23 protein-coding genes are annotated in these 24,992 nt (G+C 58.0%); 8 read left to right on the top strand and 15 right to left on the bottom strand.

Going from position 1 to position 24,992, the window contains the following annotated elements:
- Positions 1-10 precede the first annotated feature (10 nt).
- The 3 genes from G364_RS0100425 to G364_RS0100415 all read right to left on the bottom strand — a co-directional run bounded on the left by G364_RS0100425 (position 11) and on the right by G364_RS0100415 (position 4,229).
- Positions 11-1,165 (bottom strand): acyl-CoA dehydrogenase family protein, encoded by a 1,155-nt coding sequence (locus G364_RS0100425; protein ID WP_019933169.1) that lies wholly within the window; start codon positions 1,163-1,165, stop codon positions 11-13.
- A 373-nt stretch (positions 1,166-1,538) separates the two neighbouring features.
- On the bottom strand, positions 1,539-3,032 hold the full coding sequence (locus tag G364_RS0100420; protein ID WP_019933168.1) for a CoA-acylating methylmalonate-semialdehyde dehydrogenase: 1,494 nt from the start codon (positions 3,030-3,032) through the stop codon (positions 1,539-1,541).
- A 9-nt stretch (positions 3,033-3,041) separates the two neighbouring features.
- On the bottom strand, positions 3,042-4,229 hold the full coding sequence (locus tag G364_RS0100415) for an acetyl-CoA C-acyltransferase (RefSeq protein ID WP_019933167.1): 1,188 nt from the start codon (positions 4,227-4,229) through the stop codon (positions 3,042-3,044).
- A gap of 110 nt (positions 4,230-4,339) precedes the next feature.
- Here G364_RS0100415 and G364_RS0100410 point away from each other — a divergent pair, with 110 nt between their 5' ends.
- Genes G364_RS0100410 through G364_RS0100390 form a run of 5 tightly spaced genes read left to right on the top strand, consistent with a single transcriptional unit; the run spans position 4,340 to position 10,774 of the window.
- Positions 4,340-5,503, top strand: a complete 1,164-nt coding sequence (locus tag G364_RS0100410) for an isovaleryl-CoA dehydrogenase (protein ID WP_019933166.1) — start codon at positions 4,340-4,342, stop codon at positions 5,501-5,503.
- Between the two features lie 9 nt (positions 5,504-5,512).
- The gene (locus tag G364_RS0100405; protein WP_019933165.1) at positions 5,513-7,117 is read left to right on the top strand and encodes a carboxyl transferase domain-containing protein; all 1,605 of its coding nucleotides are present in this window, start codon (positions 5,513-5,515) and stop codon (positions 7,115-7,117) included.
- A gap of 9 nt (positions 7,118-7,126) precedes the next feature.
- Positions 7,127-7,918 (top strand): enoyl-CoA hydratase-related protein, encoded by a 792-nt coding sequence (locus tag G364_RS0100400; protein WP_019933164.1) that lies wholly within the window; start codon positions 7,127-7,129, stop codon positions 7,916-7,918.
- Entirely contained in the window at positions 7,912-9,879 is a 1,968-nt protein-coding gene (locus G364_RS0100395; RefSeq protein ID WP_019933163.1) for an acetyl/propionyl/methylcrotonyl-CoA carboxylase subunit alpha, read from the top strand. Before G364_RS0100400 ends, G364_RS0100395 begins: the two co-directional genes overlap by 7 nt.
- The gene (locus G364_RS0100390) at positions 9,872-10,774 is read left to right on the top strand and encodes a hydroxymethylglutaryl-CoA lyase (RefSeq protein WP_019933162.1); all 903 of its coding nucleotides are present in this window, start codon (positions 9,872-9,874) and stop codon (positions 10,772-10,774) included. The genes G364_RS0100395 and G364_RS0100390 overlap by 8 nt, the downstream gene beginning before the upstream one ends.
- A 154-nt stretch (positions 10,775-10,928) precedes the next feature.
- Here the strand turns inward: G364_RS0100390 and mdh are convergent, their stop codons facing one another.
- The 5 genes from mdh to G364_RS0100360 form a co-directional block, all read right to left on the bottom strand.
- Positions 10,929-11,867 carry a malate dehydrogenase gene (gene mdh / locus G364_RS0100385; RefSeq protein ID WP_019933161.1) on the bottom strand — a complete coding sequence of 313 codons (939 nt, stop codon included), beginning with the start codon at positions 11,865-11,867 and terminating at the stop codon, positions 10,929-10,931.
- Positions 11,868-12,027: 160 nt separating this feature from the next.
- On the bottom strand, positions 12,028-12,705 hold the full coding sequence (artM, locus tag G364_RS0100375) for an arginine ABC transporter permease ArtM (RefSeq protein WP_019933159.1): 678 nt from the start codon (positions 12,703-12,705) through the stop codon (positions 12,028-12,030).
- Positions 12,698-13,345, bottom strand: coding sequence for an arginine ABC transporter permease ArtQ (artQ, locus tag G364_RS0100370; protein ID WP_019933158.1), 648 nt, complete (start codon positions 13,343-13,345; stop codon positions 12,698-12,700). The genes artM and artQ overlap by 8 nt, the downstream gene beginning before the upstream one ends.
- A gap of 1 nt (position 13,346) precedes the next feature.
- A complete protein-coding gene (locus tag G364_RS0100365; protein WP_019933157.1) occupies positions 13,347-14,087 on the bottom strand; it encodes a transporter substrate-binding domain-containing protein in 741 nt (246 codons plus the stop codon).
- Between the two features lie 13 nt (positions 14,088-14,100).
- Complete coding sequence (locus G364_RS0100360) at positions 14,101-14,838, bottom strand: ATP-binding cassette domain-containing protein (RefSeq protein WP_019933156.1); 738 nt, start codon at positions 14,836-14,838, stop codon at positions 14,101-14,103.
- Positions 14,839-14,971: 133 nt separating this feature from the next.
- On the opposite strand from G364_RS0100360, the gene argR reads away from it, so the two are divergent.
- Positions 14,972-15,472, top strand: a complete 501-nt coding sequence (argR, locus tag G364_RS0100355; protein ID WP_019933155.1) for a transcriptional regulator ArgR — start codon at positions 14,972-14,974, stop codon at positions 15,470-15,472.
- 167 nt (positions 15,473-15,639) lie between these two features.
- Here the strand turns inward: argR and G364_RS0100350 are convergent, their stop codons facing one another.
- From G364_RS0100350 to G364_RS0100325, 6 genes are all read right to left on the bottom strand, one after another.
- A complete protein-coding gene (locus G364_RS0100350) occupies positions 15,640-16,542 on the bottom strand; it encodes a Dyp-type peroxidase (RefSeq protein ID WP_019933154.1) in 903 nt (300 codons plus the stop codon).
- 85 nt (positions 16,543-16,627) lie between these two features.
- Positions 16,628-17,692, bottom strand: coding sequence for an ABC transporter ATP-binding protein (locus G364_RS0100345; RefSeq protein WP_019933153.1), 1,065 nt, complete (start codon positions 17,690-17,692; stop codon positions 16,628-16,630).
- On the bottom strand, positions 17,692-19,314 hold the full coding sequence (locus G364_RS0100340) for an ABC transporter permease (protein ID WP_019933152.1): 1,623 nt from the start codon (positions 19,312-19,314) through the stop codon (positions 17,692-17,694). Before G364_RS0100340 ends, G364_RS0100345 begins: the two co-directional genes overlap by 1 nt.
- A gap of 36 nt (positions 19,315-19,350) precedes the next feature.
- Positions 19,351-20,364, bottom strand: a complete 1,014-nt coding sequence (locus G364_RS0100335; RefSeq protein ID WP_019933151.1) for a Fe(3+) ABC transporter substrate-binding protein — start codon at positions 20,362-20,364, stop codon at positions 19,351-19,353.
- 191 nt (positions 20,365-20,555) lie between these two features.
- A complete protein-coding gene (locus G364_RS0100330; protein WP_019933150.1) occupies positions 20,556-21,782 on the bottom strand; it encodes an ammonium transporter in 1,227 nt (408 codons plus the stop codon).
- 11 nt (positions 21,783-21,793) lie between these two features.
- A complete protein-coding gene (locus tag G364_RS0100325; RefSeq protein ID WP_019933149.1) occupies positions 21,794-22,132 on the bottom strand; it encodes a P-II family nitrogen regulator in 339 nt (112 codons plus the stop codon).
- A gap of 178 nt (positions 22,133-22,310) precedes the next feature.
- Between G364_RS0100325 and arfB the strand changes: the two genes are divergently transcribed.
- On the top strand, positions 22,311-22,727 hold the full coding sequence (arfB, locus tag G364_RS0100320) for an alternative ribosome rescue aminoacyl-tRNA hydrolase ArfB (RefSeq protein ID WP_019933148.1): 417 nt from the start codon (positions 22,311-22,313) through the stop codon (positions 22,725-22,727).
- 134 nt (positions 22,728-22,861) lie between these two features.
- Here arfB and G364_RS0100315 read toward each other — a convergent pair whose 3' ends face one another.
- A complete protein-coding gene (locus G364_RS0100315) occupies positions 22,862-23,221 on the bottom strand; it encodes a YacL family protein (RefSeq protein WP_019933147.1) in 360 nt (119 codons plus the stop codon).
- Between the two features lie 297 nt (positions 23,222-23,518).
- Here G364_RS0100315 and G364_RS0100310 point away from each other — a divergent pair, with 297 nt between their 5' ends.
- Entirely contained in the window at positions 23,519-24,916 is a 1,398-nt protein-coding gene (locus tag G364_RS0100310) for a uracil-xanthine permease family protein (protein ID WP_019933146.1), read from the top strand.
- The last annotated feature ends 76 nt before the right edge of the window (positions 24,917-24,992 follow it).

Below are 24,992 nucleotides of genomic sequence, written 5' to 3'. Positions count from 1 at the left end.
GTTACATTTTTTATTGCAGGTCATCGCCTTCGCTCAGCAGCCGGCGGGCGATCAGCAGTTTCATGATTTCATTGGTGCCTTCCAGAATGCGGTGCACCCGGGTATCGCGCACATGGCGCTCCAATGGATATTCCCGAATATAGCCATAGCCGCCATAAAGCTGCAGCGCCTGATCGCAGACGTTAAAACCCACGTCGGTGGCGAAGCGTTTGGCCATGGCGCAATAAGTAGTGGCATCCGGGTGACTGGCATCCAGCCAGCTGGCGGCCAGCCGTACCAGCTGGCGGGCCGCTACCAGCTCGGTGGCCATATCGGCCAGGGTGAACTGCAGCGCCTGAAAATCCGCCAGTTTGCGGCCAAACTGGCTGCGCTCCTGCAGGTAATTGCGCGCCAGGTTCAGCGCCTGTTGCGCCGTGCCCAATGAGCAGCTGGCGATATTGATACGGCCACCATCCAGCCCCTTCATGGCGAGCTTGAAGCCTTCGCCTTCCCGCCCCAGCAACTGGCTGGCGGGCACCCGCACGCCGTCAAAGGTGACACTGCGGGTGGGCTGACTGTGCCAGCCCATCTTGTCTTCAGGCCGGCCGTACTCAATGCCGGGGCTGTTGGCATTCAAAGCAAAGGCGGAAATGCCGCCGGGGCCATCACCGCCGGTGCGGGCCATGACCACCAGCACCTGGGTGCTGCCTGCCCCCGAGATAAACATCTTGCTACCGGTCAGTTCATAGTGGTCACCCACTTTTTTCGCCCGGGTTTTCAGGGATGCGGCATCGGAGCCGGCATTGGGCTCGGTAAGGCAATAGGAACCGAGCAAACGGCCACTGATCATGCCTTCCCGCCATTGCTCCCAGACCGCTTTTTCTGCGGTACTGGCAATCATCCAGGTGACCATATTATGAATGGTGAGAAAGGCGGTCGTGGAGGTACAGCCCATGGCCAGCCGTTCAAAAATCAGGCTGGCATCGAGTCTTGATAAGCCCAGCCCGCCCGCGTCTGCCGGCGTATAAAGCGCACAAAAGCCCAGTTCACCCGCCTGCTGCAGGGTTTCCACCGGAAAGTGATGTTCTTTGTCCCACTCTGCGGCAAAAGGGGCCAGCGCCTTGTCGGCAAACTCTCCCGCCAGCGCCACAAAGGCCCGCTGATCCTCATTCAGTTCAAAGTTCATGGCTCCTCCTGACTGACAACCAAACGTTGACTGCAAATTCCTGCCTGCCTTCGAGCAAAGGGCACTACTTCGCCGACACGCCGTAAACCCCTCCATGGGGGCTCCGCTGCGCCATCCATGGCGCAGAGGGTACGGCGAAGCAGACACCCTTTGCTCTTCGGGAAAATGCCGAGTTGCCTGACGACATTTATAAGGCGACACCGGCGTGAAGCGAAGAAGCAGCAGGGATTGCCGGAGCCGACCGTCAAATGCCAGGGATGGCATTTGCCGAGCGCTACATGGATGTACTCGCAGCGTGTCGGCGCAGGTAACCCTGCTGATTCTTCGCTTGGCAGGAGCACCCAAACAGCAGACACCCTTCCCGCTGTGCTCATCATTTCAAATGAATCGACATATTGGGGCCGGCTGCCACATCATCGTCGAACCAGCGGGCGGTGACGGTTTTGGTTTCGGTATAAAAGCGCACCGCCTGTTTACCGTAGGCATGCAAGTCGCCATAAAAAGAGCCGCGCCAGCCGGTAAAGGAAAAAAACGGCAGCGGCACCGGTATAGGCACATTAATGCCCACCTGCCCCACCTGTATCTCTTGCTGGTATTTACGCGCCGCCGCCCCCGAGGCGGTAAAAATGGCGGTACCGTTGCCATAAGGGTTGACGTTCACTAGGGCAATGGCCTGCTCAAGGCTGTCGGCTGCCATTAACAACAGCACGGGGCCAAAAATTTCTTCGGTATAAATGCGCATGGCAGGGGTGACGCCGGCAAACAGAGTGGGGCCTACCCAGTTGCCGTCCGGATGCTCGCTCACGGTGCAGTCACTGCCATCCAGAAGACAGTCGGCCCCTTCCTGCTTGCCCGCCTCAATCAGCGCCAGCACCCGTTTTTTAGCGGCTTTACTGATTAACGGACCGTAACCGGCTTGTGGATCATTCCAGACTCCGGGCTGCACCTTCGCCAGTGCTGCTTTAATATCGGGAATCCACGCCTGGGCCTCGCCCACCAGCACGCCTACCGAAATGGCCATGCAGCGCTGGCCGGCAGCCCCCACAGAAGCACCCACCAGATTATTGATGGCCTGCAGCTTGTTGGCATCCGGCATCACCACCATATGGTTTTTTGCCCCGGCAAACACCTGCACTCGTTTTAACCGGTCGGTGGCGGCGCGATACACATGCCTGCCCACGGCCACCGAACCCACAAAAGACACGGCAGCAATGTCGTCGTGTGTGAGCAGCTGATCCACCACCTCAGGCCCGCCATGCACAATATTCAGCAGGCCATCGGGTGCACCGGCCTCTTTAAATAATCTCGCCAGCTCCATGGGCACCAGCGGGTCCTGCTCGGACGGCTTCAGTACAAAGGCATTGCCGCAGGCGATAGCCAGCGGAAACATCCACAGGGGGATCATGGCCGGAAAGTTAAAGGGAGTGATGCCCAGACACACACCAATAGGCTGACTGAAGCTGTAACAGTCCACGCCGGTGGCCACCTCGGTCTGGATTTCTCCCAGGGTCAGTGAGCTGATATTGGCGGCCTGCTCCACCACCTCTATGCCCCGCCACACATCACCTCTGGCATCTTCCAGGGTTTTGCCGGTATCCCGGCTGAGCAGTTGCGCCAGCTCGTCATGGTGCTCCTTGAGCAGGGCCTGGTAGCGCAGCATTAATCGCGCCCGCTCCGGCACCGGCACCCGTTGCCACTGTTCAAAGGTGTTTTTTGCCGCCGCTATCGCCGCCTTTACTTCATCAGCGGTGGCACAAGGCAAATGAGCAATCACCTTTTGGCTGGCCGGGTTGGTCACTTCCAGCCACTGCTGTGTTTTGCTTTGCACCATGCTGCCGTTGATCAGCAGCGGAACCTGATAGGCCATGGGTTCACCTCATTCACACAATTCAACGGCCAGCGCCGTGGCCTCGCCGCCGCCAATGCACAGAGCCGCCACGCCGCGCTTGAGCCCACGCTTGCGCAGGGCATGAAGCAGGGTCACCACAATGCGAGCACCACTGGCACCGATAGGGTGCCCCAGCGCACAGGCACCGCCATTCACATTCACCTTGTCCGGATCCAACCCCAGCTCTTGAATGGCCAGCAGAGTCACCACCGCAAAGGCCTCGTTGATCTCAAACAAATTCACCTCACTTGCCTGCCAGCCCAGCTGTGAAAGCAATTTCTGAATGGCTCCAATAGGAGCCAGAGTAAATTCGGCAGGCGCTTGTGCATGAGTGGCGTAGCCCACAATGCGCGCCAGCGGTGTTAACTCCAGCTCAGCCGCCCGCTGTGCGGTGGTCAGCAGCAGAGCGGCGGCACCGTCGGAAATGGAGCTGGAGTTGGCGGCAGTCACGGTGCCGTTTTGGGCAAAGGCCGGTTTAAGGGTGGGTATTTTTTCCGGGTTTGCCTTGCCCGGCTGTTCATCGGTATCGACGCTGGTTTCTCCGCGCCGGTCAGACACTGTGACCGGGGCAATTTCCTCGCGAAAGTCCTCTTCCATCATGGCCCGCTGCGCTCTGTGCAGTGAAGTAATGGCAAAATCGTCCATCTCGGCCCGGGTCACGCCAAAACGATCCGCTGTGTCTTGAGCAAAGCAGCCCATCAGGCCCCCTTCATAGGCGTCTTCCAGGCCGTCGCAGAACATGTGATCCAGCAACTGGCCGTGGCCCAGCCGCAAACCGGCTCTGGCTTTGGGTATCAGATAAGGGGCCTGACTCATGCTTTCCATGCCGCCGGCCACTATTACCGAGGCCGAGCCCGCCATTAACTGATCATGCGCCAGCATCAGTGCCTTCATGCCCGAGCCGCACATTTTGTTCACCGTGGTACAAGGCACCGACACCGGCAAGCCCGCCCTCAGCGCTGCCTGCCGGGCCGGTGCCTGACCCTGACCGGCAGGCAGCACGCAGCCCATGATCACCTCGTCTACTTGACCGGCCTTCACGCCGCTTTTTACCAGTACCGCCTCAATGGCCACAGCTCCCAGACCATGGGCCGGCTCACTGCTCAGGGTGCCCATCAGGCCGCCCATGGGAGTGCGGGCGCTGGCGGTAATCACAATGGTATGGTTTGTGCTCATGCTGGCCTCATTGCTGAAAATTACGTCACTTGATAAAGCTTAGCCGGCTTCTCCTGACTATAGTTAATGCATTCAAACGAACCCGATTTATTTCATTAACGGGAGGCATGATGGCGTCATATTCCACGCTTGAGCTTGATCTCGGCGATATGCATATCCTGTTGCGTGAGCAGGTGGCCGCCTTTGCCCACAAAGAAATCGCCCCTCTGGCCGAGGCCATTGACAGATACAACCGCTTTCCTGCCGAGCTCTGGCCAAAGCTGGGCAAAATGGGGCTGTTCGGCATTACGGTGGCAGAAGAGTTTGATGGGGTGAACATGGGTTATCTGGCTCATGTGCTGGCCATGGAGGAGATCAGCCGGGCCTCGGCCTCGGTGGGGCTGTCTTACGGCGCTCACTCCAATCTGTGTGTCAATCAAATTCACCGCCATGGCAGTAAGGAGCAACAACACAAATACCTGCCCGCCCTGCTCAGCGGTGAGCATGTCGGTGCCCTGGCCATGTCCGAGCCCGGGGCCGGCTCCGATGTGGTAGCCATGAAGCTCACCGCCCGCCGCGACGGCGATCACTTTGTGCTGAACGGCAACAAAATGTGGATCACCAATGGCCCCGATGCTCATGTGTTTGTGGTGTATGCCAAAACCGCCCCGCAGGCAGGAGCAAAGGGCATCAGTGCCTTTATTGTGGACGCTGGTACCCCCGGATTTTCCACCGCGCAAAAGCTCGACAAGCTGGGCATGCGCGGCTCCAACACCTGTGAACTGGTATTTCAGGACTGCCGGGTGCCCGCCGCCAATCTGCTGGGGCCGCTGAACGAGGGCGTAAAAGTGCTGATGAGCGGCCTGGACACAGAGCGGCTGGTGCTGGCCGGCGGACCGCTGGGCATTATGGCGGCGGCTATGGATCTGGTGGTGCCCTATGTGCGCGAGCGCAAGCAGTTTGGCCGGGCCATTGGCGAGTTTCAGCTGGTGCAGGGCAAGCTGGCTGATATGTACACCCGCATGAACGCCGCCCGCTGTTACACCTACATGACCGCCATGGCCGCCGACAAAGGCAGGCTCAGCCGCCAGGACGCCGCCGGCGTGATTCTGCTGGCAGCCGAAACGGCTACTCAGGTAGCCCTGGATGCCATTCAGCTGCTGGGCGGCAACGGCTATATCAATGAGTACTCCGCCGGCCGCCTGCTGCGGGACGCCAAGCTCTACGAAATCGGTGCCGGCACCTCGGAGATTCGGCGCATGCTGATTGGCCGGGAGCTGGTGCGCGAACCTTAAGGAGCCGTTATGACCCAGTTTGTCAGCCGGGTACAGCCGGCGTCAGCAGAGTTTATTGCCAACCAGGCCGCCATGGCCGCCGAGGTGGCCGCCCTGCGGGAACAGGTAGCCGTCATTGCCGAAGGGGGCGATGCCGAAAGCCGGCAGCGCCACCATGCCAGAGGCAAGCTGCTGGCACGGGAGCGCATTGCCGCCCTGCTGGATGAGGGCGCGCCCTTTCTTGAGCTGTCGCAACTGGCGGCGCTCAACGTATATGACGAGCCGGTGCCGGCGGCGGGCATTATCACCGGCATTGGCCGGGTCAGCGGTGTGGAGTGCATGATTGTGGCCAACGATGCCACCGTCAAGGGCGGCACCTATTACCCGCTCACGGTAAAAAAACACCTGCGGGCACAGACCATTGCCGAACGCTGCCGCCTGCCCTGCCTGTATCTGGTGGACTCCGGCGGCGCGCATCTGCCCAGCCAGGATGAGGTGTTTCCGGACAGAGAGCACTTTGGCCGCATCTTTTTTAATCAGGCGCGCATGTCTGCCGCCGGCATTCCTCAGCTGGCGGTGGTCATGGGTCTGTGCACCGCCGGCGGAGCCTATGTACCGGCCATGGCGGACGAGTCCATTATGGTGCGCAATCAGGCCACCATTTTTCTGGGCGGTCCGCCTCTGGTAAAAGCCGCCACCGGCGAAGTGGTCAGCGCCGAAGAGCTGGGCGGTGCCGGTGTACACACAAAGCAGTCAGGCGTGGCAGATCATGCTGCCGATAACGACCACCAGGCGCTGGCCCGGGCCCGCCGGCTGGTGGCCAATCTCAATCACTGCGCCGTTCCCGCACCGCCTCACGAGCCAGCTCTGCCACGCTACTCAATGGATGAGCTTTACGGCATTGTCGGCACCGATTTGCGCAAACCCTTTGACGTGCGGGAAGTGATTGCCCGGCTGGTGGATGACTCTGTGCTGGACGAGTTCAAGCACGACTATGGCTCCACTCTGGTGACCGGCTTTGCCCGCCTGCACGGCTATCCGGTGGGCATTATTGCCAACAACGGCATTCTGTTCAGCGAATCGGCCCAGAAGGGCGCGCACTTTATCGAGTTGTGCTGTCAGCGCCATATTCCGCTGCTGTTTCTGCAGAACATCACCGGCTTTATGGTGGGCAAAAAATACGAGGCAGAAGGCATTGCCAAACACGGTGCCAAGCTGGTGACCGCCGTGGCCTGCGCCAGCGTACCCAAAATCACGCTGATCATCGGCGGCAGCTTTGGTGCCGGTAACTACGGCATGTGCGGCCGGGCCTATGATCCCGACTTTTTGTGGTGCTGGCCCAATGCCCGCATTTCGGTCATGGGCGGTGAGCAGGCCGCCGGCGTGCTGGCTACTGTGCGCCGGGATGCACTGGCCAAGGCCGGTAAAGACTGGTCCGCCGAAGACGAAGCCGCCTTCAAGGCCCCCATTATCGAACGCTATGAGCAGCAGGGGCATCCCTGGTATGCCAGCGCCCGACTATGGGACGACGGTGTGATTGCCCCCAAAGACAGCCGCACCGTGCTGGCCATGAGCCTGGCGCTGGCAAGCAATCGCACACAAGCCCCCACCCGCTTTGGCGTGTTTCGCATGTAAGGAGGCGTCATGTCCGAACCCGTGTTGCTGCAAGCCGCCGGCCAGGGCGTTTGGCAGCTGGTGCTGAACAACCCCGAACGCTGCAATGTGCTGAACGACGCCACCATTGACGCCTTTCATGACCGCCTGAGCGAAGCCGAGGCCAAGCCAGCGCTGCGCCTGCTGGTGCTGAAAGCCGAGGGCAGGCACTTTTGCGCCGGTGCTGATCTGGGCTGGATTCAGCGGGCGGCCGCGTTAAGCTCAGCACAAAACCGTGCCGATGCCGCCCGGCTCGCCGAGCTGCTGTGGCGGCTGGACCGCTTTGCCCAACCCACTCTGGCACTGGTGCAGGGAGCGGCCTACGGCGGTGCCCTGGGGCTGGTGTGCGCCTGCGATATGGTAATGGCCGCCGATGACGCCCGCTTCAGCCTGAGCGAAACCCGGCTCGGGCTGATCCCCGCCACCATCTCCCCCTATGTGCTGCGGGTGCTCGGTGCCCGTCAGGCACGGCGCTATATGCTGAGTGCCGAGGTGATTGACGCGGCCACCGCCGAGCGGCTGGGGCTGGTACATCAAGTGACCGCACAGCCTTTGCAACAGGCCGCCACTCCCGTCATTGAAGCGCTGCTGCGGGGCGGCCCGCAGGCACAAATCGCCACCAAAGATCTGATCCGGGACTATGCCGGCCAACCGGTAAGCCGGACTTTGGTCACTGACAGCGCTGCGCGCCTGGCCGTCCTGCGCGTGACCGATGAGGCTAAAGAAGGGCTGGCCGCCTTTCTGGAAAAACGCAAGCCAAGCTGGGAGGACGACGTATGCTGACCAGACTGCTGGTGGCCAACCGGGGCGAAATTGCCTGCCGGGTGCTGCGCACCGCGCGCCGGCTGGGGCTGCACACCATAGCCGTGTATTCCGATGCCGACCGCCATGCCCTGCATGTGGCCATGGCCGACGAGGCCTGGTGCATAGGCCCGGCACCGGCGGTAAAGAGTTACCTTAATCAGGCGGCGCTGCTGGAAATCGCCAGCGCCTGCGGGGCCGATGCCGTGCACCCGGGTTATGGTTTTCTGTCGGAAAACGCCGGTTTTGCCCAGGCCTGTGCCGACACCGGCCTGATATTTGTGGGTCCGTCTCCATCCGCCATTGCCGCCATGGGCGACAAGGCCGCCGCCAAGGCGCTGATGGCGGCGGCTGGTGTGCCCCTGGTGCCCGGCTATCATGGCGATGAGCAAAGTAATGAACGGCTGAAAGCCGAGGCCGATGCCTGCGGCTACCCGCTGCTGCTGAAAGCCGTGGCCGGCGGCGGCGGCAAGGGCATGCGCATTGTGCACAACCCCGCCGGGTTCGAGGAAGCGCTGGCCGCCGCCCGGCGCGAGGCCAGGGCCGCCTTTGGCAACGACGCCATGCTGCTGGAGCGCTACCTGCCCGAGGCCCGCCATGTGGAAGTGCAGGTATTTTGCGATGCCCACGGCAACGGGCTTTATCTCTCGGAGCGGGACTGCTCGGTACAGCGTCGCCATCAGAAAATTCTGGAAGAAGCCCCCGCTCCCGGCCTGAGCCAGGCCACCCGCACCGCCATGGGCGAAGCCGCGGTACGGGCCGCCCAGGCCATCGGCTATCGCGGGGCCGGCACCGTAGAGTTTCTCTATACCGATGACGGCCACTTTTACTTTATGGAAATGAACACCCGACTGCAGGTGGAGCACCCGGTAACGGAACTGATTACCGGGCTGGATTTGGTGGAATGGCAGCTGCGAGTAGCCTCGGGGGAACCCCTGCCGCTCACTCAGGACCAAATCACGCTGCGCGGCCATGCGGTGGAAGCCCGCATCTACGCCGAAGACGCCGAGCACGGTTTTCTGCCCGCCGCCGGCACCCTGCATGTGCTGCGCGAGCCCGCCACCTCAAGCCGGATACGCCTCGACACCGGCGTGCGTGAGGGCGATGAAGTAGGCATTTATTATGATCCGCTGATCGCCAAGCTGATCGTCCACGATCAAAGCCGGGAAATCGCATTAAACCGGTTGGCACAGGCACTGGCGCAATATCGTATTGGCGGGGTGAAAACCAATATCGGCTTTTTGCATCGTCTGTGCCGACATTCCGCTTTTATTAACGAAGCGCTGCATACCCGCTTTATTGAACAACACGAGCACAGCCTGTTTAGCGCCCCGGCTCTTGCCAACGGCGAGGTACTGGCATTGGGGGCGCTGGCACATGTGCTTGGCCTGCCACAAAACAGCTCCTCGCCCTTTGCCGCCGCCACCGGCTGGCGGCTGAACCAGCCTGCGGCTTACTCACTGCGGCTGGACTATGGCGGCGAGTGTTATGCAATCACACTGACCGCCACCGAAGCCGGCTGGCGGGCAGGAGTAAATGAGCAAACCTTTGATCTGCAGGGCGAGCTGGCTGGTGAGCAGCTGAGAGCCATGGTGAATGATCGCCGGATCAGCCTGCATATAGCCAGTATCGATGCTCACCTCTGGCTGTTTTATCAGGGGCAACGCTTTGATTTACGCAAAGTAGCCGACGAAGCCGGAGCCACTCAGCACAGCGCCGGCGGCAGCCTGACCGCGCCCATGCCCGGGCTGGTGGCTGAGCTGAAGGTAGCCGAAGGCGACCGGGTCGCCGAGGGGCAGACCCTGCTGGTGCTGGAAGCCATGAAAATGGAGCATCCCATTCGCGCGCCCATGGCGGGCACAGTGGCGGCCATTCACTTTCGCGCCGGCGAGCAGGTGAGCGAAGGCGACGAGCTGTTACGGCTGGAGCCTGACAATGGATAAGGTCAGGCTGGTGGAAATGGGCCCACGGGACGGCCTGCAGAACGAGCCGGCGCAAGTGCCCACTGCGGTAAAAATCGAGCTGGTGCAGCAGCTGGCGGAGTGCGGCCTCACCCATATCGAGGCGGCCAGCTTTGTCTCCCCCAAATGGGTGCCGCAAATGGCCGATGGCAGTGAGGTGTTAACCGGCCTTCGCCGCAAGCAAGGCGTGGTCTATTCGGCGCTGACGCCCAACCTGAAAGGTCTTGAAGCGGCCCTGGCCGCCGGTGCCGATGAAGTGGCGGTGTTTACCGCCGCGTCCGAACGCTTCTGCCAGAAAAATATCAACTGCTCGGTGGCGGAGAGTCTGGCGCGTTTTGAGCCGGTACTGCAGCTGGCCCGTGAGCGCGGCGTGCGGGTGCGGGGCTATGTTTCCACTGTGCTGGGCTGCCCTTACGAAGGCGACATTGCCCCCGCCGCCGTGGCCCGGGTGGCTGGTGAGCTGTACCGCCTGGGCTGTGATGAAATCTCTCTCGGCGATACCATAGGTACCGGCACCCCGAACAAGGCCATTGCGATGCTGTCGGCGGTACGTCAGGAAGTACCTCTGCTGCGGCTGGCAGCTCACTTTCACGATACCTACGGCCAGGCGCTGGCCAACTTGTATGCCGTGCTGGAGCAGGGCCTGCGCATTATCGACAGCTCGGTGGCGGGTCTGGGCGGTTGCCCCTATGCGAGAGGGGCCAGCGGCAACGTGGCCAGCGAAGATGTGGTTTATCTGCTGCAGGGCCTGGGCCTGAACACGGGAGTGGATCTAGACCGGCTGGTAAACACCGGCCGCTGGATAAGCCGACAGCTGGGCCGGGAAAACGGCTCCAAGGTAGGCAGGGCCTGGGATAACCACAGCTATAAGCCATAAGCTGTCAGCTGTCAGTGGTGTAGCCTGGTTGATACTGAGCCATGCTTGTAGAAAAGCGGGAGGTTGTCCCCCCCATTCCCTAATCCCCAGTCCCCACTCCCAAAACAAAAAAAGGGAGCCGAAGCTCCCTTTTTGAGTGTTTAACCCGTAAACCTTACTGGTTAACGAACTCCACACCTTTCTCAATGTCGCCACGCAGGGTTTCCAGCATGCCGTCCATTGCAGACTTTTCAAACGCGCTGAGTTCGCCGTAAGGCAGAACTTTTTCTACGCCGTTCTTGCCGAGCAGTACTGGCTGGGCGAAGAACTGGGCGTGTTCGCTGCCGCCGTCTACATAGGTGCACTCAACCACGTTGGCTTCACCCTGCATGGCTTTCACCAGAGACAGCGCGAAACGGCAGGCTGCCTGACCCATGGACAGAGTAGCGGAGCCGCCGCCGGCCTTGGCTTCTACCACTTCGGTACCGGCGTTCTGAATGCGGTAGGTCAGTTTCTCGATTTCTTCGTCGGAGAAGGAAGCGCCTTCCACCTGAGACAGCAGCGGCAGTATGGTCACGCCGCTGTGGCCACCGATTACGGGAACCTTGACGTCGGCCACATTCAGGCCCTTGGCTTCCGCCACAAAGGTCTCGGCACGGATCACGTCCAGAGTAGTGATACCGAACAACTTGTTCTTGTCGTAGATGCCGGCTTTTTTCAGTACTTCGGCAGCGATGGGAACCGTGGTGTTCACCGGGTTGGTGATGATGCCGATGCAGGCTTTGGGGCAGGCAGCCGCGGCTTTTTCAATCAGGTTTTTCACAATGCCGGCGTTCACGTTGAACAGGTCGGCACGATCCATGCCCGGCTTACGGGCTACACCGGCAGAGATCAGCACAATGTCGGCACCGGTCAGGGCCGGAGTGGGATCTTCACCACCAAAACCAACCACGTTAACAGCGGTAGGGATGTGGCTCAGATCGGCGGCTACACCGGGAGTCACGGGAGCAATATCGTACAGGCTCAGTTCAGAGCCGGCAGGCAGGTTGTTCTTCAACAGCAGGGCGAGAGCCTGACCGATACCACCGGCAGCTCCTAGTACGGCAACTTTCATAACTGAACTCCGTTTATAATTGAATAGTTATACGTTTCCTGGGCTTTAGCAAAATAGCGAAACAGCCGTTCAAACACAATGCCCAGGCCAATCAAATGTTATGGTTCTGTGAGCCAACGCAGCACGCAACAGCAGCGCGGTTGTGCTACGCCGACACGCGTTACCCCTGCTGCTGAAACGCCAGCGCGCGCTGTTCCAGCAGGCGGAACAACCAGGTCAGCAGGCTGTTCATCAGCAGATAGATGGCACCGGCCACGCCGAACACCGCCAGGGTGTCGTAGGTCTGACCATTGATGCGCTGGGCCAGACCCATTATGTCCATAATGGAGATGGTACTGGCCAGCGAGCTGCCCTTCAGTACCAGCACCACCTCATTGGAATAGGCCGGGATCACCCGGCGCATGGCATGACGCAGCTTGACGCTTAAGGTCTGCCATTCATTCATGCCCAGCGCCCGGCAGGCCAGGGTTTCCCCTTTCGGCACCGCATCCAGCGCGCCTTTGAACAGCCGGCAGGTATAGGCGCCGGCATTCATGCCCAGGGCCAGAATGGCGCAGAACATGGGCTCACGCAAATAGGTCCAGGCCCAGCTTTGCTTGATCCAGTCAAACTGGGCCGGCCCGTAATAGATCAGAAAAATCTGCACCAGCAGCGGTGTGCCGGTGATCAGCAGCAAGTAGCCTTCTGCCAGCCAGTGGGCAAGCGGCACCCGCTTGTCCAGCACCCAGGTCAGCACCAGGGCAATGACCAGCCCCAGCAATAAACCGGCACCGGTGATCAGCAGGGTGATCTGCAGACCTTCCAGCAGGGTCAGTCCGTAATCCAGTAATTTAGTCATAGCGGGTTACCCTCGCCTGCAGCCGTTTCAGCCCCTGCTGGCTGACCAAAGTAATGGCCAGATAAATCAGGGCCGCCAGCGCATACCAGGTAAAAGGCTCGTAGGTGCTGGCCGCCGCCGATTTGGCCTGATGCATGAGATCATGCACGCCAATCAGGGATACCAGCGCCGTGTCTTTCAGCAGCACCAGCCACTGGTTGCTGAGGCCGGGCAGTGCATGCCGCCAGGTTTGCGGCAGCACGATATAAAAAAAACTGTAAAGCGCGGGTAACCCCAGTGCCTGCGCCGCCTGACGCTGGCCCCGGGAAACCGCATTGAGCGCCCCTCGCAGGGTTTGCGCGGCATAAGCCGCAAACAGCAACGACAGCGCGGTGACACCGCACCAGAAGGGGCTGAATTCAATATATTCACCGGTTAACAGGAACAATACCTGAGTCGAGCCGAAGTAAATAAAGAACACCACCAGAATTTCCGGCAGGCCTCTGAGCACGGTTGTCAGAGCAAAGGCCGGCAGCCGAAGCAGCCGCCAGCGACTCATCTCGGCACCGCACAGCAAAACGGCGAGCACCATGCCCACCGCCAGCGATACCAATGCCAGCCCGAGGGTCATCAGGCCGGCATTCAATAAATGATTCATCATCTTATTTGGGGAAGTACTTGCTGTAGAGGCGGTCGTAGGTGCCGTTTTCCTTCAGCTCGGCCAGGCCCTGGTTCAGCTTGTTCAGCAGTTCCTGGTTGCCCTTGGTCACGGCAATACCAAAACCAGTGCCGAAGTAGTTGTCGTCGGTCACCGCCTCGCCTACCACTTCATAGCCGGTGTTTTTGCCCAGCCAGTCGCCTACCACGGCAGTATCGGCAAACACGGCTTCAATGCGGCCGTTGGTCATGTCCAGCAGACCGTCCTGCACACTCTGGTAAGGGCGCGGCTTCAGGCCTTCACCTTCCAGCTTGTCCTGAATGTATTTCTGGTGGGAAGTGCCGTTCTGCACCCCCACGGTCAGGCCTTTCAGCTCATCAATGCTGCTGAACTTGTCATTCGGGGCCACAAATACCGCAGAGTTTTCGTAATAAATATCACTGAAGTCTACCTGCTCGGCACGCTCGGGGGTGATGTCCATGGCGGCAATGGCAGCATGATAACGCTTGAACTTGAGGCTGGGGATCAGGCTGTCAAAGGCCTGATTGTGAAAGCTGCACTCCAGCTCCGCCACCTCACACAGGGCCTTGGCCAGCTCAATGTCAAAGCCCTGCATTTCGTTGTTGTCATCAACAAACTCAAAGGGAGGGTAAGCGGCGTTGGTCACAAACTTTACTTCATCGGCCAGAGCAGCAGTACTGCCAAAGGTGGCCAGCAGGGCAACAGACAACAGGGTCTTTTTCATGAGTATGTCCTTATTAATGAGTCAGAAATTCCGCCAGACGCTGGGTCTGAGGATGGTCAAGCAAGCCGGCATCGCCGTATTCCACCAGCTTACCCTGCTCGAGATAGGCCACCCTGGTGGCTACCCGGCGGGCAAAATTCACTTCGTGGGTCACTATAACCTGAGTAATGCCGGTTTTACGCAGCTGTAAAATGATCTCGGCCACTTCTTTGGTAATTTCCGGATCCAGCGCAGCCGTAGGCTCGTCAAACAACAAGACATCGGGGTTCATCATCAGCGCCCGGGCAATCGCCACCCGTTGCTGCTGCCCGCCGGAAAGCGCACCGGGCCAGGCATGGCGCTTGTCGGCCAGCTTTAACTGCGTCAGCAGTTGCACCGCTTTTTGCTGAGCCTCTGCCTTGCTCATGCCCAATACCTTGCAGGGCGCTTCCAGCAGGTTTTGCTCAACAGTGAGGTGTGGCCAGAGGTGATATTGCTGAAACACCATGCCCACCTTGCTTCGCAGCAGCTGCGCCCGCTTTGACAGCCGGCCATTGTTATCGGCAGGAAAGCTGAACTGCTCGCCGGCAATCGCCAAAGTGCCGGAGTCCGGAATATCCAGCAGGTTCATCAACCGAAGCAAAGAGCTTTTTCCTGCTCCACTAGGGCCAAGCAGCACTAATGTCTCTCCGGCATCGCATTGCAGCGAAACCTGGCTTAAAATTTCCTGACCAGACCAGGACTTGTTTATGCCGCTGAATTCTATGCCCATGCGCTATATTCACTTCATTCGTCAGAGTCTTTGGCTGATTTTATTTTGCAATATTGTTAATGCAAGCTAATTTTGCATCTTTATGCAAGATAAATGACTATTCCTTGATAAAACCCTATAACGGATAGACAATATGCCCCATTCACTCACGCTTGGTCGACTGCAAAAAATGAACGAAAAACAGGAACAGCTGGTCAAGGCGTTCAAGGCGCTGCTGAAAGAGGAGCGTTTCGGCTCTCAGGCGGAAATCGTTAATGCCCTGCAGGAGCTGGGGTTTGAAAACATTAACCAGTCCAAGGTGTCGCGCATGCTGAGCAAGTTCGGCGCTGTGCGCACCCGCAATGCCAAGATGGAAATGGTCTATTGCCTGCCGGTGGAGCTGGGCGTGCCTACTTCCAGCAGCCAGCTGAAGAACCTGGTGCTGGACGTGGGCCATAACAGTGCGCTGATCGTGATCCACACCAGCCCGGGCGCAGCCCAGCTGATTGCCCGCATGCTCGACTCTCTGGGCCGGGCCGAAGGCATTCTCGGCACCATTGCCGGCGATGACACCATCTTCATCACGCCCACCATGGAAACCCCCATCGAAGAGCTGCACCAGAGTGTGCTGGAGCTGTTCGAGCAATACGTCTGACGCCTGCGGCGAGCCGGAAGCTGGAAGCTGGAAGCCAGAAAGAATAAGCGGTTGCTTTTGTATAGCGCCGTTTTTATTCATCTCAAGCCACACCATAAGTTCTGGTTACTAACTTAATTGCCAGACGGGTTGCTTCCAGCTTCGGGCTGACAGCTTTCAGCTGCAGTTCAGTCCCCTGCCCGTTCCAGCCAGTCTTCCGACGGCGCGAAAAACGCCGCGCCGGTTTTGGCCTCAGTAAACAACGTTAAATGATCAAAATGGCCGTTGTTGTCTTTGCGGTACATGCTTTCCAGCATGGCGGTAAAGTGGCGCGGCGTATTGCAACAGGAAATAAATACCAGCCCCTGCTCGGTGGCGCTGCCCCAGGGCATGCTCTGGCGCAGAATTTCCATGCTGCGGCCCGTTTCGTCTTTCAGGCTGGTGCGCCTGGTGTGGGCGGTGGGTGCCTTGTCGGAGGAAGCAAATTCAATATTGTCGGCCTTGGTGCGGCCATAAATGGCTTCCTGCGACGACAGGCTCAGCTTTTGCCAGCGGTTCATACGGTGATGAAAACGCTGCACATGCACATAGCTGCCGCCGGCAAAGGGGCCATCAGCCAGCAGTGCCACGCTGGCTCTGTCTTCGCCTTGCGGGTTTTCGGTGCCGTCCACAAAGCCGGTCATATCGCGACAGTCGAGATAACGGAAGCCCTGGCGCTCGTCCTGCACGTTCACCAGCCCGGCCAGCAGCGCCATTACCCGCTGAACGCCGATATAGGCCACATCCAGCCGGTCGGCTCGCAATTGTACAAAGAGATCGGCCGGAGTTTCCGGTGCAGCGTCTCCCTGCGCGGGAAAGGCGGTCAGTTCGGGCGGGCGGTCATCAGGATAGAGGTTATCCCAGACCCGGTTACCAATGGCTACCAGGCCGGAAAAAGCGGCGTCGGCATAGCTGCTTTCCAGCTCACGCCACAAGGCGGGCAGCCGGGCCAGCGCGGCTGTTACGGCAGCGTGACTGCCCGGCACTATATTCAGGAACAGGTAATGGGCATGCAGATTGGGTTCGGCACAAATGCCGGCTTGTGCTTTCATGATGGCTTATCCGTTACTTCGAAAGAGCCTAATATAACAACAAAAACAGGGATTAGGGACTGGGTTTCAGCCCCCAGTCCCGCTGTTAAGCGACTGCCTGCCGGCGCTGGGCTTGTTCAGAAAAAAAGGTCAGAGCATGTGGGGTTACACTTACCTGTACCCGGCTGACAGCAGGCAGCGGCTCGTTAATACTTACTTCAAGGGTCAGCCCATGGCATTCCACCAGGCAGCGGGTATGGGCACCAAGAAACTGCTGCTCCAGCACGCGGCCATTGCCCTGTTCATGCTCGGTCAGTTGTATCTGGCGCGGACGCAGCAGCAAACGGCCTTCACTGCCCGGCTCGGCATCAAGCTCCACCTGGCTTTCAATGGGACCGATGGGAGTAACCAGGGTATGGCGGTTATGCACCGTGGCCGGAACATAGTTACTCTGGCCGAGAAAGTCGGCCACAAAGGGCGTTTGCGGATGCTGATACAGGGTTTGCGGCCGGCCCACCTGCTCAATTTGCCCTTCCCGGAACAGCGCCAGCTTGTCGGAGAAAGCAAAGGCTTCTTCCTTGCTGTGAGTCACAAAGATGGCACTGATGCCCTGCTCTTTCAGCAGGGTGCGTATTTCTCCAATCAGACGCATACGCACCTGAGTGTCGATATTGGAAAATGGCTCATCCAGCAGCATCAGCTGGGGCTGGCAGATTAATGCCCGGGCAATGGCCACCCGCTGCTGCTGACCGCCGGAAAGCTGGTGCGGATAACGATCACCAAGTCCGGCCAGATTAACCAGCTCCAGCACTTCCTTGACCCGGCGCTGAATGAGCGCCTTGTTGCTTTCTTTGCTTTGCAGACCAAAAGCAACGTTTTGCGCCACATCAAGATGAGGAAACAGCGCATAATCCTGAAAAATCATGCCGATATTGCGCTGCTCCGGCACCGTCGCCTGACCGCCACCATTGACCTGCTGATCATTAATGGTAATTTCACCCTGGGTGACCGGCAGCAAGCCGGCTACGGCTTTCAATAGTGTGGTCTTGCCGCAGCCGCTGGCACCCAGCAGACACATGATCTCATTACGTTCCACATTAAGCGACAGGCCATCAAGCACCGGCTTGCCGTTATAACTGCAACAAATGTCGTGAATTGTCAGTGCCGCCATCAGTGATGTTGCTCCAGTGAACGGTTGAGAAAAATCAGCGGTATCAGGCCTACCAGCACAATCACGATAGCGGGCAGCGCCCCCAGCTCCAGCTGCTCGTCGGACACAAACTGATAGACATAAGTGGCCAGTGTCTGAAAGTTAAAGGGGCGCAGCAGCAGGGCTGCCGGCAGCTCTTTCATGCATTCAATAAAGACCAGCAGGGCGCCGGCCAGCATGCCCTTACGAATGAGTGGCAGATGCACACGCTTGATCATGGCTGCCGGGCCGTAGCCCATGGTCTGGGTTACCATGTCCAGAGACGGCGACACCTTGTTCAGGCTGCTTTCTACCGCACCGATGGCCATGGCGCCGAAACGCACCAGATAACCAAAGGCGATGGCCGTCATGGTGCCGGTGAGCAGCAGGCCCGGCTCAGGCAGATGAAACCACAGCGCCATATCGTTAATGGCAAAGTCCAGCATGGTCAGTGGTACCAGCACACCAATGGCCAGCACTGTGCCCGGCAGCGCGTAGCCCATGGACGCCAGCCGCATGGGCAGCACAGTGTAGCGTTTACCTTTTAAACGGTGAGTCATGCCCAGCAGCAGCGCTACCATCAGCGCCAGCACAGCCACCACCACAGACAGCACCAGACTGTTCAGGCTGTATTCAAAGAAACGGCTGTTCCAGGCCTGATCAAAATAACGCACGGCGTGATAACACAAAATACCAAAGGGCAGTAAAAAGCCCAGCCCCACCAGGCTCCAGCAAAACGCCAGCGCTGCCCACTTGCGACCTCCGGCAAGCCGGTAGCCGCTGTCCTGCTCGTGGCCCATGCTTTTCTGAAATACCTGCTGACGCTTGCGGCTCATGCGCTCCATGCTCAGCAACAGCACCACCACCAGCAGCATAATGGCGGAGATCTTGGCTGCCGCCTGCAGACTGCCGTAGCCCAGCCAGGTGTCGTATACCGCTGTGGTCAGAGTATTGACCGCAAAGAAATTCACGGTACCAAATTCAGCCAGGGTTTCCATTGCCACCAGCGACAACCCTACCGCCAGCGCAGGGCGCGCCAGCGGCAGACTGACCCGTCGAAAACTTTGCCAGGGCGTGCACCCCAGCAGCCGGCTGGACTGAATAAGACTGGTAGACTGCTCCAGAAAGGCGGTGCGCCCCAGCAGATAAACATAAGGATAAAGCACCAGCCCCATCACCAGGGCAGCGCCCCCCAGGGTGCGAATGGGAGGAAAGAAATAGTCAGTGGCCGACTGCCAGCCAAACCAGGTCCGCAGGGCCTGCTGTACCGGCCCTGAATAATCGAACAAATCGGTGTAAACAAAGGCGACAATGTAGGAAGGCATGGCCAGAGGCAATATCAGTGCCCATTGCAGTATGCGCTTGCCGGGCAGCTCGCACATGGCCATCAGCCAGGCCGCAGGCAGACCAAATAACAGACTGAGCCCCATCACCAGCAGCACCAGCCAGAAAGTATTGCCAATATAAGCAGGAAGCACAGAAGCCCACAGATGACGGAAGATGTCTTCTGCGGGCAACAGGGCTTCAATAACCAATGCCAGAACCGGCAAGGTCAGTATCAGGGCAATGACCCAGCTACTGACCGTCCAACCATGTCTTTTCATTTACTACTCAAAGCGGGGGAATCTACCCCCGTCTTTTTACAGATCGTATTTCACTTCGTCTACCAGCTTGATCGCGTCTTTGGCATGTTTGGCCACATCGGCCAGCGGCAGAGTATCGGATTTGAAGTCACCCCAGCCTTTTACCAGCTCGGACGGTTCCACACCCGGCTTAACCGGATATTCATGGTTGGCAGAAGCATACAGGTGCTGGGCTTCATCACCGGCCAGGAATTCCATCAATTTAAGAGCGGCGTCCTTGTTCTTGGCATGCTTGGCCATGGCTACCGCAGAGATGTTCACATGCGTGCCGCGACCATCCTGATTGGGGAAGTTGATATAAACGGACTCGGCTGCCTCACGCTGATCGTCGTTGGTCAGCATGACGCCATAGTAATAGCTGTTGCCCAGGGCATAATCGCACACACCATCATGAATGGCCTTGATCTGATCGCGGTCACCACCCTGAGGCTTGCGTGCCAGGTTGTCTTTCAGGCCCTGCAGCCAGTTTTTGGTGTATTCGGTACCGTGCTCGGCAATCATGGAGGCAGTCAGCGCCACATTGTAGGGATGCTTGCCGCTGCGGGTACAGATTTTCCCTTTATACTTGGGATCCGCCAGCTCTTCGTAGGTGATGTCATCACGCTTGCCTACCCGGTCAACCGAACTGTAAATGGCGCGGGCACGCGTAGTAAGGGCATACCAGCTGCCACCGGCATCACGATACTGGGCCGGAATACTCTCTTCCAGCACATCGCTTTGTACCGGCTGTGTAAGATCGGCATTCACTACTTCCATCAGGCGGCTGACATCCACCGTCAGTACCAGATCTGCCGGAGACAGTCGTCCTTCCCGCTCCAGTCGCTCACCCAGGCCATCTTTCATAAACACCACATTCACATCAATACCGGTTTCCTCGGTAAAGGTGTCCAGAATGGGCTTGATCAGGAATTCCTGACGGTTGGAGTAAACGTTCACTTCTTCAGCAAAGGCCTGAGCAGTAAAGCTGGATGCCAGTAAAGCGGCGGCAGAGAGAACAAACTTTTTGGTCATACACAGTTCCATTTGGTTGACTGAGAATAATTAACGTTTAGAAGTATACAGAGAGCATAACGGGAATCAACTACCAAAGCGTATTGAAATAAGAAAAATTTTCATCTGCAATACGATCTTTTGCAGCGGATCAAAAAAGAGGAGCCGAAGCTCCTCAAAAACAAGACAAACTGCCTCGTGACGTAAAGGCATTAACGGGGCTTGAGCGTCACAAACTCAGGATAGGCATCAATGCCACAGTCAATTTGATCCATGCCCGACAGCTCTTCTTCCTCTCCAACACGAATGCCCATGGTGCGCTTGAGCCCGAACCAGACCAGCAAACTCATTACAAAAGACCAGCCGCCAATCACCAGTATGCCTGCCAGCTGAACAAGGAAACTGGCCTCACCATTGGCCACCGGCACCAGCATCAGGCCCAGCATACCGCATACACCATGAACAGATATGGCACCCACGGGGTCGTCAATACGCAACCGGTCCAGCCCGACAATGGCATACACCACCAGCACGCCGGCCAGCAAACCGATGCAGGCTGCCCACAAGTGTCCGGGCGATAAGGGATCGGCGGTAATTGCAACCAGGCCCGCCAGGGCACCGTTGAGGATCATGGTAAGATCGGCCTTGCCCCAGGTCAGCTTGGTGACCAGCAGCGCACCAATGGCACCGGTAGCGGCAGCGGCGTTGGTGTTCACAAAGATTTTGGCTACGGCGGTGGCGTTCTCGACATCAGACACCAGCAGCTGAGATCCACCGTTAAAACCAAACCAGCCCATCCATAAGATAAAAGTCCCCAGGGTCGCCAGCGGCATGTTGGAGCCGGGAATGGGGTGCACTTCGCCATGCTTGCCATATTTGCCTTTACGTGCACCCAGCAGCAGCACACCTGCCAGAGCGGCGGCCGCACCGGCCAGGTGCACAATACCGCTGCCGGCGAAGTCAGTGAACCCCCACTCTGAAAGAAAACCGCCGCCCCAGGTCCAGTAGCCTTCTACCGGATAGATAAAGCCGGTCATAACGACGCTGAAGGCAAGAAAGGCCCATAATTTCATGCGCTCGGCCACGGCACCGGAAACAATGGACATGGCGGTTGCGACAAATACCACCTGAAAGAAAAAATCAGACTCAAGGGCATGATCCGCGCCTTCAGCCACATTGCCAATCAGGCCGCCTAAGCTTGGCATGACACCGCCTTCAGCGTTATTGACATACATGATGTAATAGCCCACCAGCAGATACATGGTGCAGGCAATGGCAAACAGCAGTATGTTTTTGGTCAGTATTTCGGTGGTGTTTTTGGCCCGTACCAGACCGGCTTCCAGCATGGCAAACCCCGCTGCCATCCACATCACCAGCACACCCGACATCAGAAAGTAAAAAGTATCGAGGGCAAACTTCACTTCGGTTAATGCATCCATGACAAATCCCCTTAAATGGCATCCATGTCCCGCTCGCCGGTGCGAATACGTACCGTTTGCAGCAGGTCATACACAAAAATTTTGCCGTCGCCGATTTTGCCGGTGCCGGCAGCTTCCAGAATGGTTTCAATCACCCGCTCAACCTCTTCACTGTGAGTGGCAATTTCCAGCTTGATCTTGGGCAAAAAATCCACCTGATACTCGGCACCACGATACAACTCGGTATGGCCCTTCTGACGGCCGAAACCTTTCACTTCCGTTACCGTCATGCCGTCTATGCCCATGGCGGCCAGAGCGGCACGCACATCGTCAAGCTTGAAGGGTTTGATAATGGCGCAAATCATTTTCATCCTGTGTTCCTCGCGCTGTTAAAAGAGTCAGGATGATACTTACAAGCTTTATGCCAGCTTTTTATTTATTTAAATTCAAATACTTACAATAATCAGCATGGATGTTCGCAAAGGCACAATGTTATGCTGGTGCAATAGCAAAGCAATCAGCACCAAAACGGTGCAGAGGAAAGAGAGAATGCTGGAGATATCAGCCCGGGTAAGCATCCCGGATAATGAACTGGAGTTTATTACCATGCGGGCCGGTGGCCCCGGCGGCCAGCACGTTAACAAGACCGACTCTGCAGTGCAGCTGCGCTTTGATTACGCCAACAGCCCCAGCCTGCCCGGCATCTATAAAGAAGCCCTGTCCAGAATGAAGGATCACCGGATATTGCCAAGCGGCCTGATACTGATCAGAGTGGAAAGCGAGCGCAGTCAGCTGATGAATAAGGAAGCCGCCAAAGAAGCGCTGGTGGCCCTGTTACAGAAAGCCGGCAGACCGGTAAAAGTACGCCGCCCCACCAAACCCAGCAAGGCCGCCAAAGCCAGACGTACCGACAGCAAAACCCACAGGGGCAAGATCAAAAGCACTCGAGGAAAAGTAAAGCTGTGAGCGGGGAATAGGGAATGGGGATTAGTAGCTGCCGCTTTAGCTGGCAGGGGCTGCGCAGCAGGCCTGTAATGCAGGAGCCGCCTGCTTGCGCCAGCTGAAGCGGCGTCTACTCCTCACTTCCGTCCCCTCACTCCTCACCGGCCTTGAATGAACTCCCGCCATTGGGTTAGCAGGCGGGCGAGATCGTCCAGGCCGCAGCCGGCGTAGTGGGCGTCATCGTAATAGCTCATGCCCTCTTCCAGCGCCTCGCTGTCAAAAGCCAGACCGTGGCCGGTCAGCTCAGCTTCGCCGTCACTCAGTGCCAGCGTGAATTCGGCATATACCTTACGAAACTCCTCCTGGGGCTGAGCGTCGAGTCGAGTGATGGTATTCAGCAACCATCCTGCTTCAGCCGCAGTTACCTCGTCGGTCAGCCATTGCCCAAAGGCCTCATGGCCCATCTCGCACCGGGCACGGCAGCGGCCGTCCAGATCACGTAAAAATTCAAATTCCATGGTGCAGCTTTCCGGCACAAAAGAGCGCTATTTTAACGAGGTGGTTCATTCGCTCACAAGTAGCATTCGAGTAAAAAAGCAAAGTGACGAATTTTGTCCCGGTAAACCAACTTTTCGGTCAGGTGATGATAAAGCGAACAAAAAATGCATACATTTTATGCTCGTTTTGCATCCGGTTACTGGTCGTCAGCCTGCTTATCCAGTATCCTATGCGCCCTTCAGCCGAGTGCGTTTTCAACCACAGGCCAGAAATAACCATAACAAAACCAACACCCGTAGATACATACCGGAAAAAATATGTCCAACACGCAGCAATCTTCGCACCAGAGTGATCTGGTGTACCGGCTTCACGACAAGCCGCCGTTTATGCAGTCTCTGTTCGCCGCCATTCAGCACCTGCTGGCCTTGTTCGTGGCGGTTATCACTCCGCCACTGATCATCTGCCAGGCGCTGGGCATTCCTGCTACCGACACCGCCCATATCATCAGCATGTCGTTGTTCATTACCGGTGTTGCCTCCTTTATTCAGATGAAACGGTTTGGTCCTGTGGGCACGGGTTTGCTGTCCATTCAGGGCACCAGCTTTAACTTTCTTGGTCCTATCATTGCCAGTGGTCTGGCCATGAAAGACGGCGGCGTGACCACCGAAGCCATGCTGGCGGCGATTTTTGGTACTGCGCTGCTGGCCGCACCTACCGAGATGATTATTTCCCGTTTTCTGCACCTGGCCCGGCGCATTATTTCCCCGCTGGTCAGCGGCATTATCGTGACCCTGATCGGCCTGACCCTGATCCAGCTGGGCCTTACCTCAATCGGTGGTGGCTTTGGTGCCATGGAAGCCGGTGAATTCGGTTCGCTGGAAAATCTGGCTCTGGCAGGTACTGTGCTCGGCATTATTATTCTGATGAATCGCAGCCGTAATCCTTATATCCGGCTGTCTTCCATTCTGGTAGCCATGGTCGCAGGTACCCTGCTGGCCTGGTATATGGGCAAGCTGGCACCGCTGTCCGGCAGCCTGCCGACCATTGCCCTCCCCATTCCCATGCAATATGGTCTGGGTTTTGATGCATCCCTGTTTATTCCGCTGGTGCTGGTATATGTGATCACCTCACTGGAAGCCATTGGCGATACCACCGCCACGTCGGAAGTCTCCGGCGAACCCGTATCCGGCCCTGTATACATGAGCCGTCTCAAGGGCTGTGTGCTGGGTGATGGTGTTAACTCCTCACTGGCCTCCATCTTCAATACCTTTCCGGTATCCACCTTCAGCCAGAATAACGGCGTGATTCAGATGACCGGCGTGGCCAGCCGCCACGTGGGCTTTTATGTAGCCGGCATTCTAGTGGTAATGGGCCTGTTCCCGGCCATCAGTACCCTGGTGCAGCGCATTCCCGAGCCGGTACTGGGTGGTGCCACTCTGGTAATGTTCGGCTCTATTGCCGCCGCTGGTGTACGTATTCTGTCCCGTGAAAAACTGGATCGCCGCGCCCTGTTCATTATTGCCATTTCCTTTGGCATGGGCCTGGGTATTTCCCAGAAGCCGGACATTCTGCAGTTTATGCCCGACATCATTAAGAACGTGTTTGCTTCCGGCATCTCCGCCGGCGGCATTACCGCCATTGTAATGAACATCATTATGCCGATGGGCAAGCCCGAGACCGACGACGCCGCTGACGCCGAAACTCAGCAGGCGTAATCTATCAGGGAATCGGGATTAGGGACTGGGGGACTGGTGAAAAGCGGTTCCCGGTCCCTTTTTCTTTTCCTGCTCC

This window comes from Oceanimonas smirnovii ATCC BAA-899, assembly GCF_000381965.1.
GTDB lineage: Bacteria > Pseudomonadota > Gammaproteobacteria > Enterobacterales > Aeromonadaceae > Oceanimonas > Oceanimonas smirnovii.
This window is presented reverse-complemented; position numbering and strand designations above follow the sequence as displayed.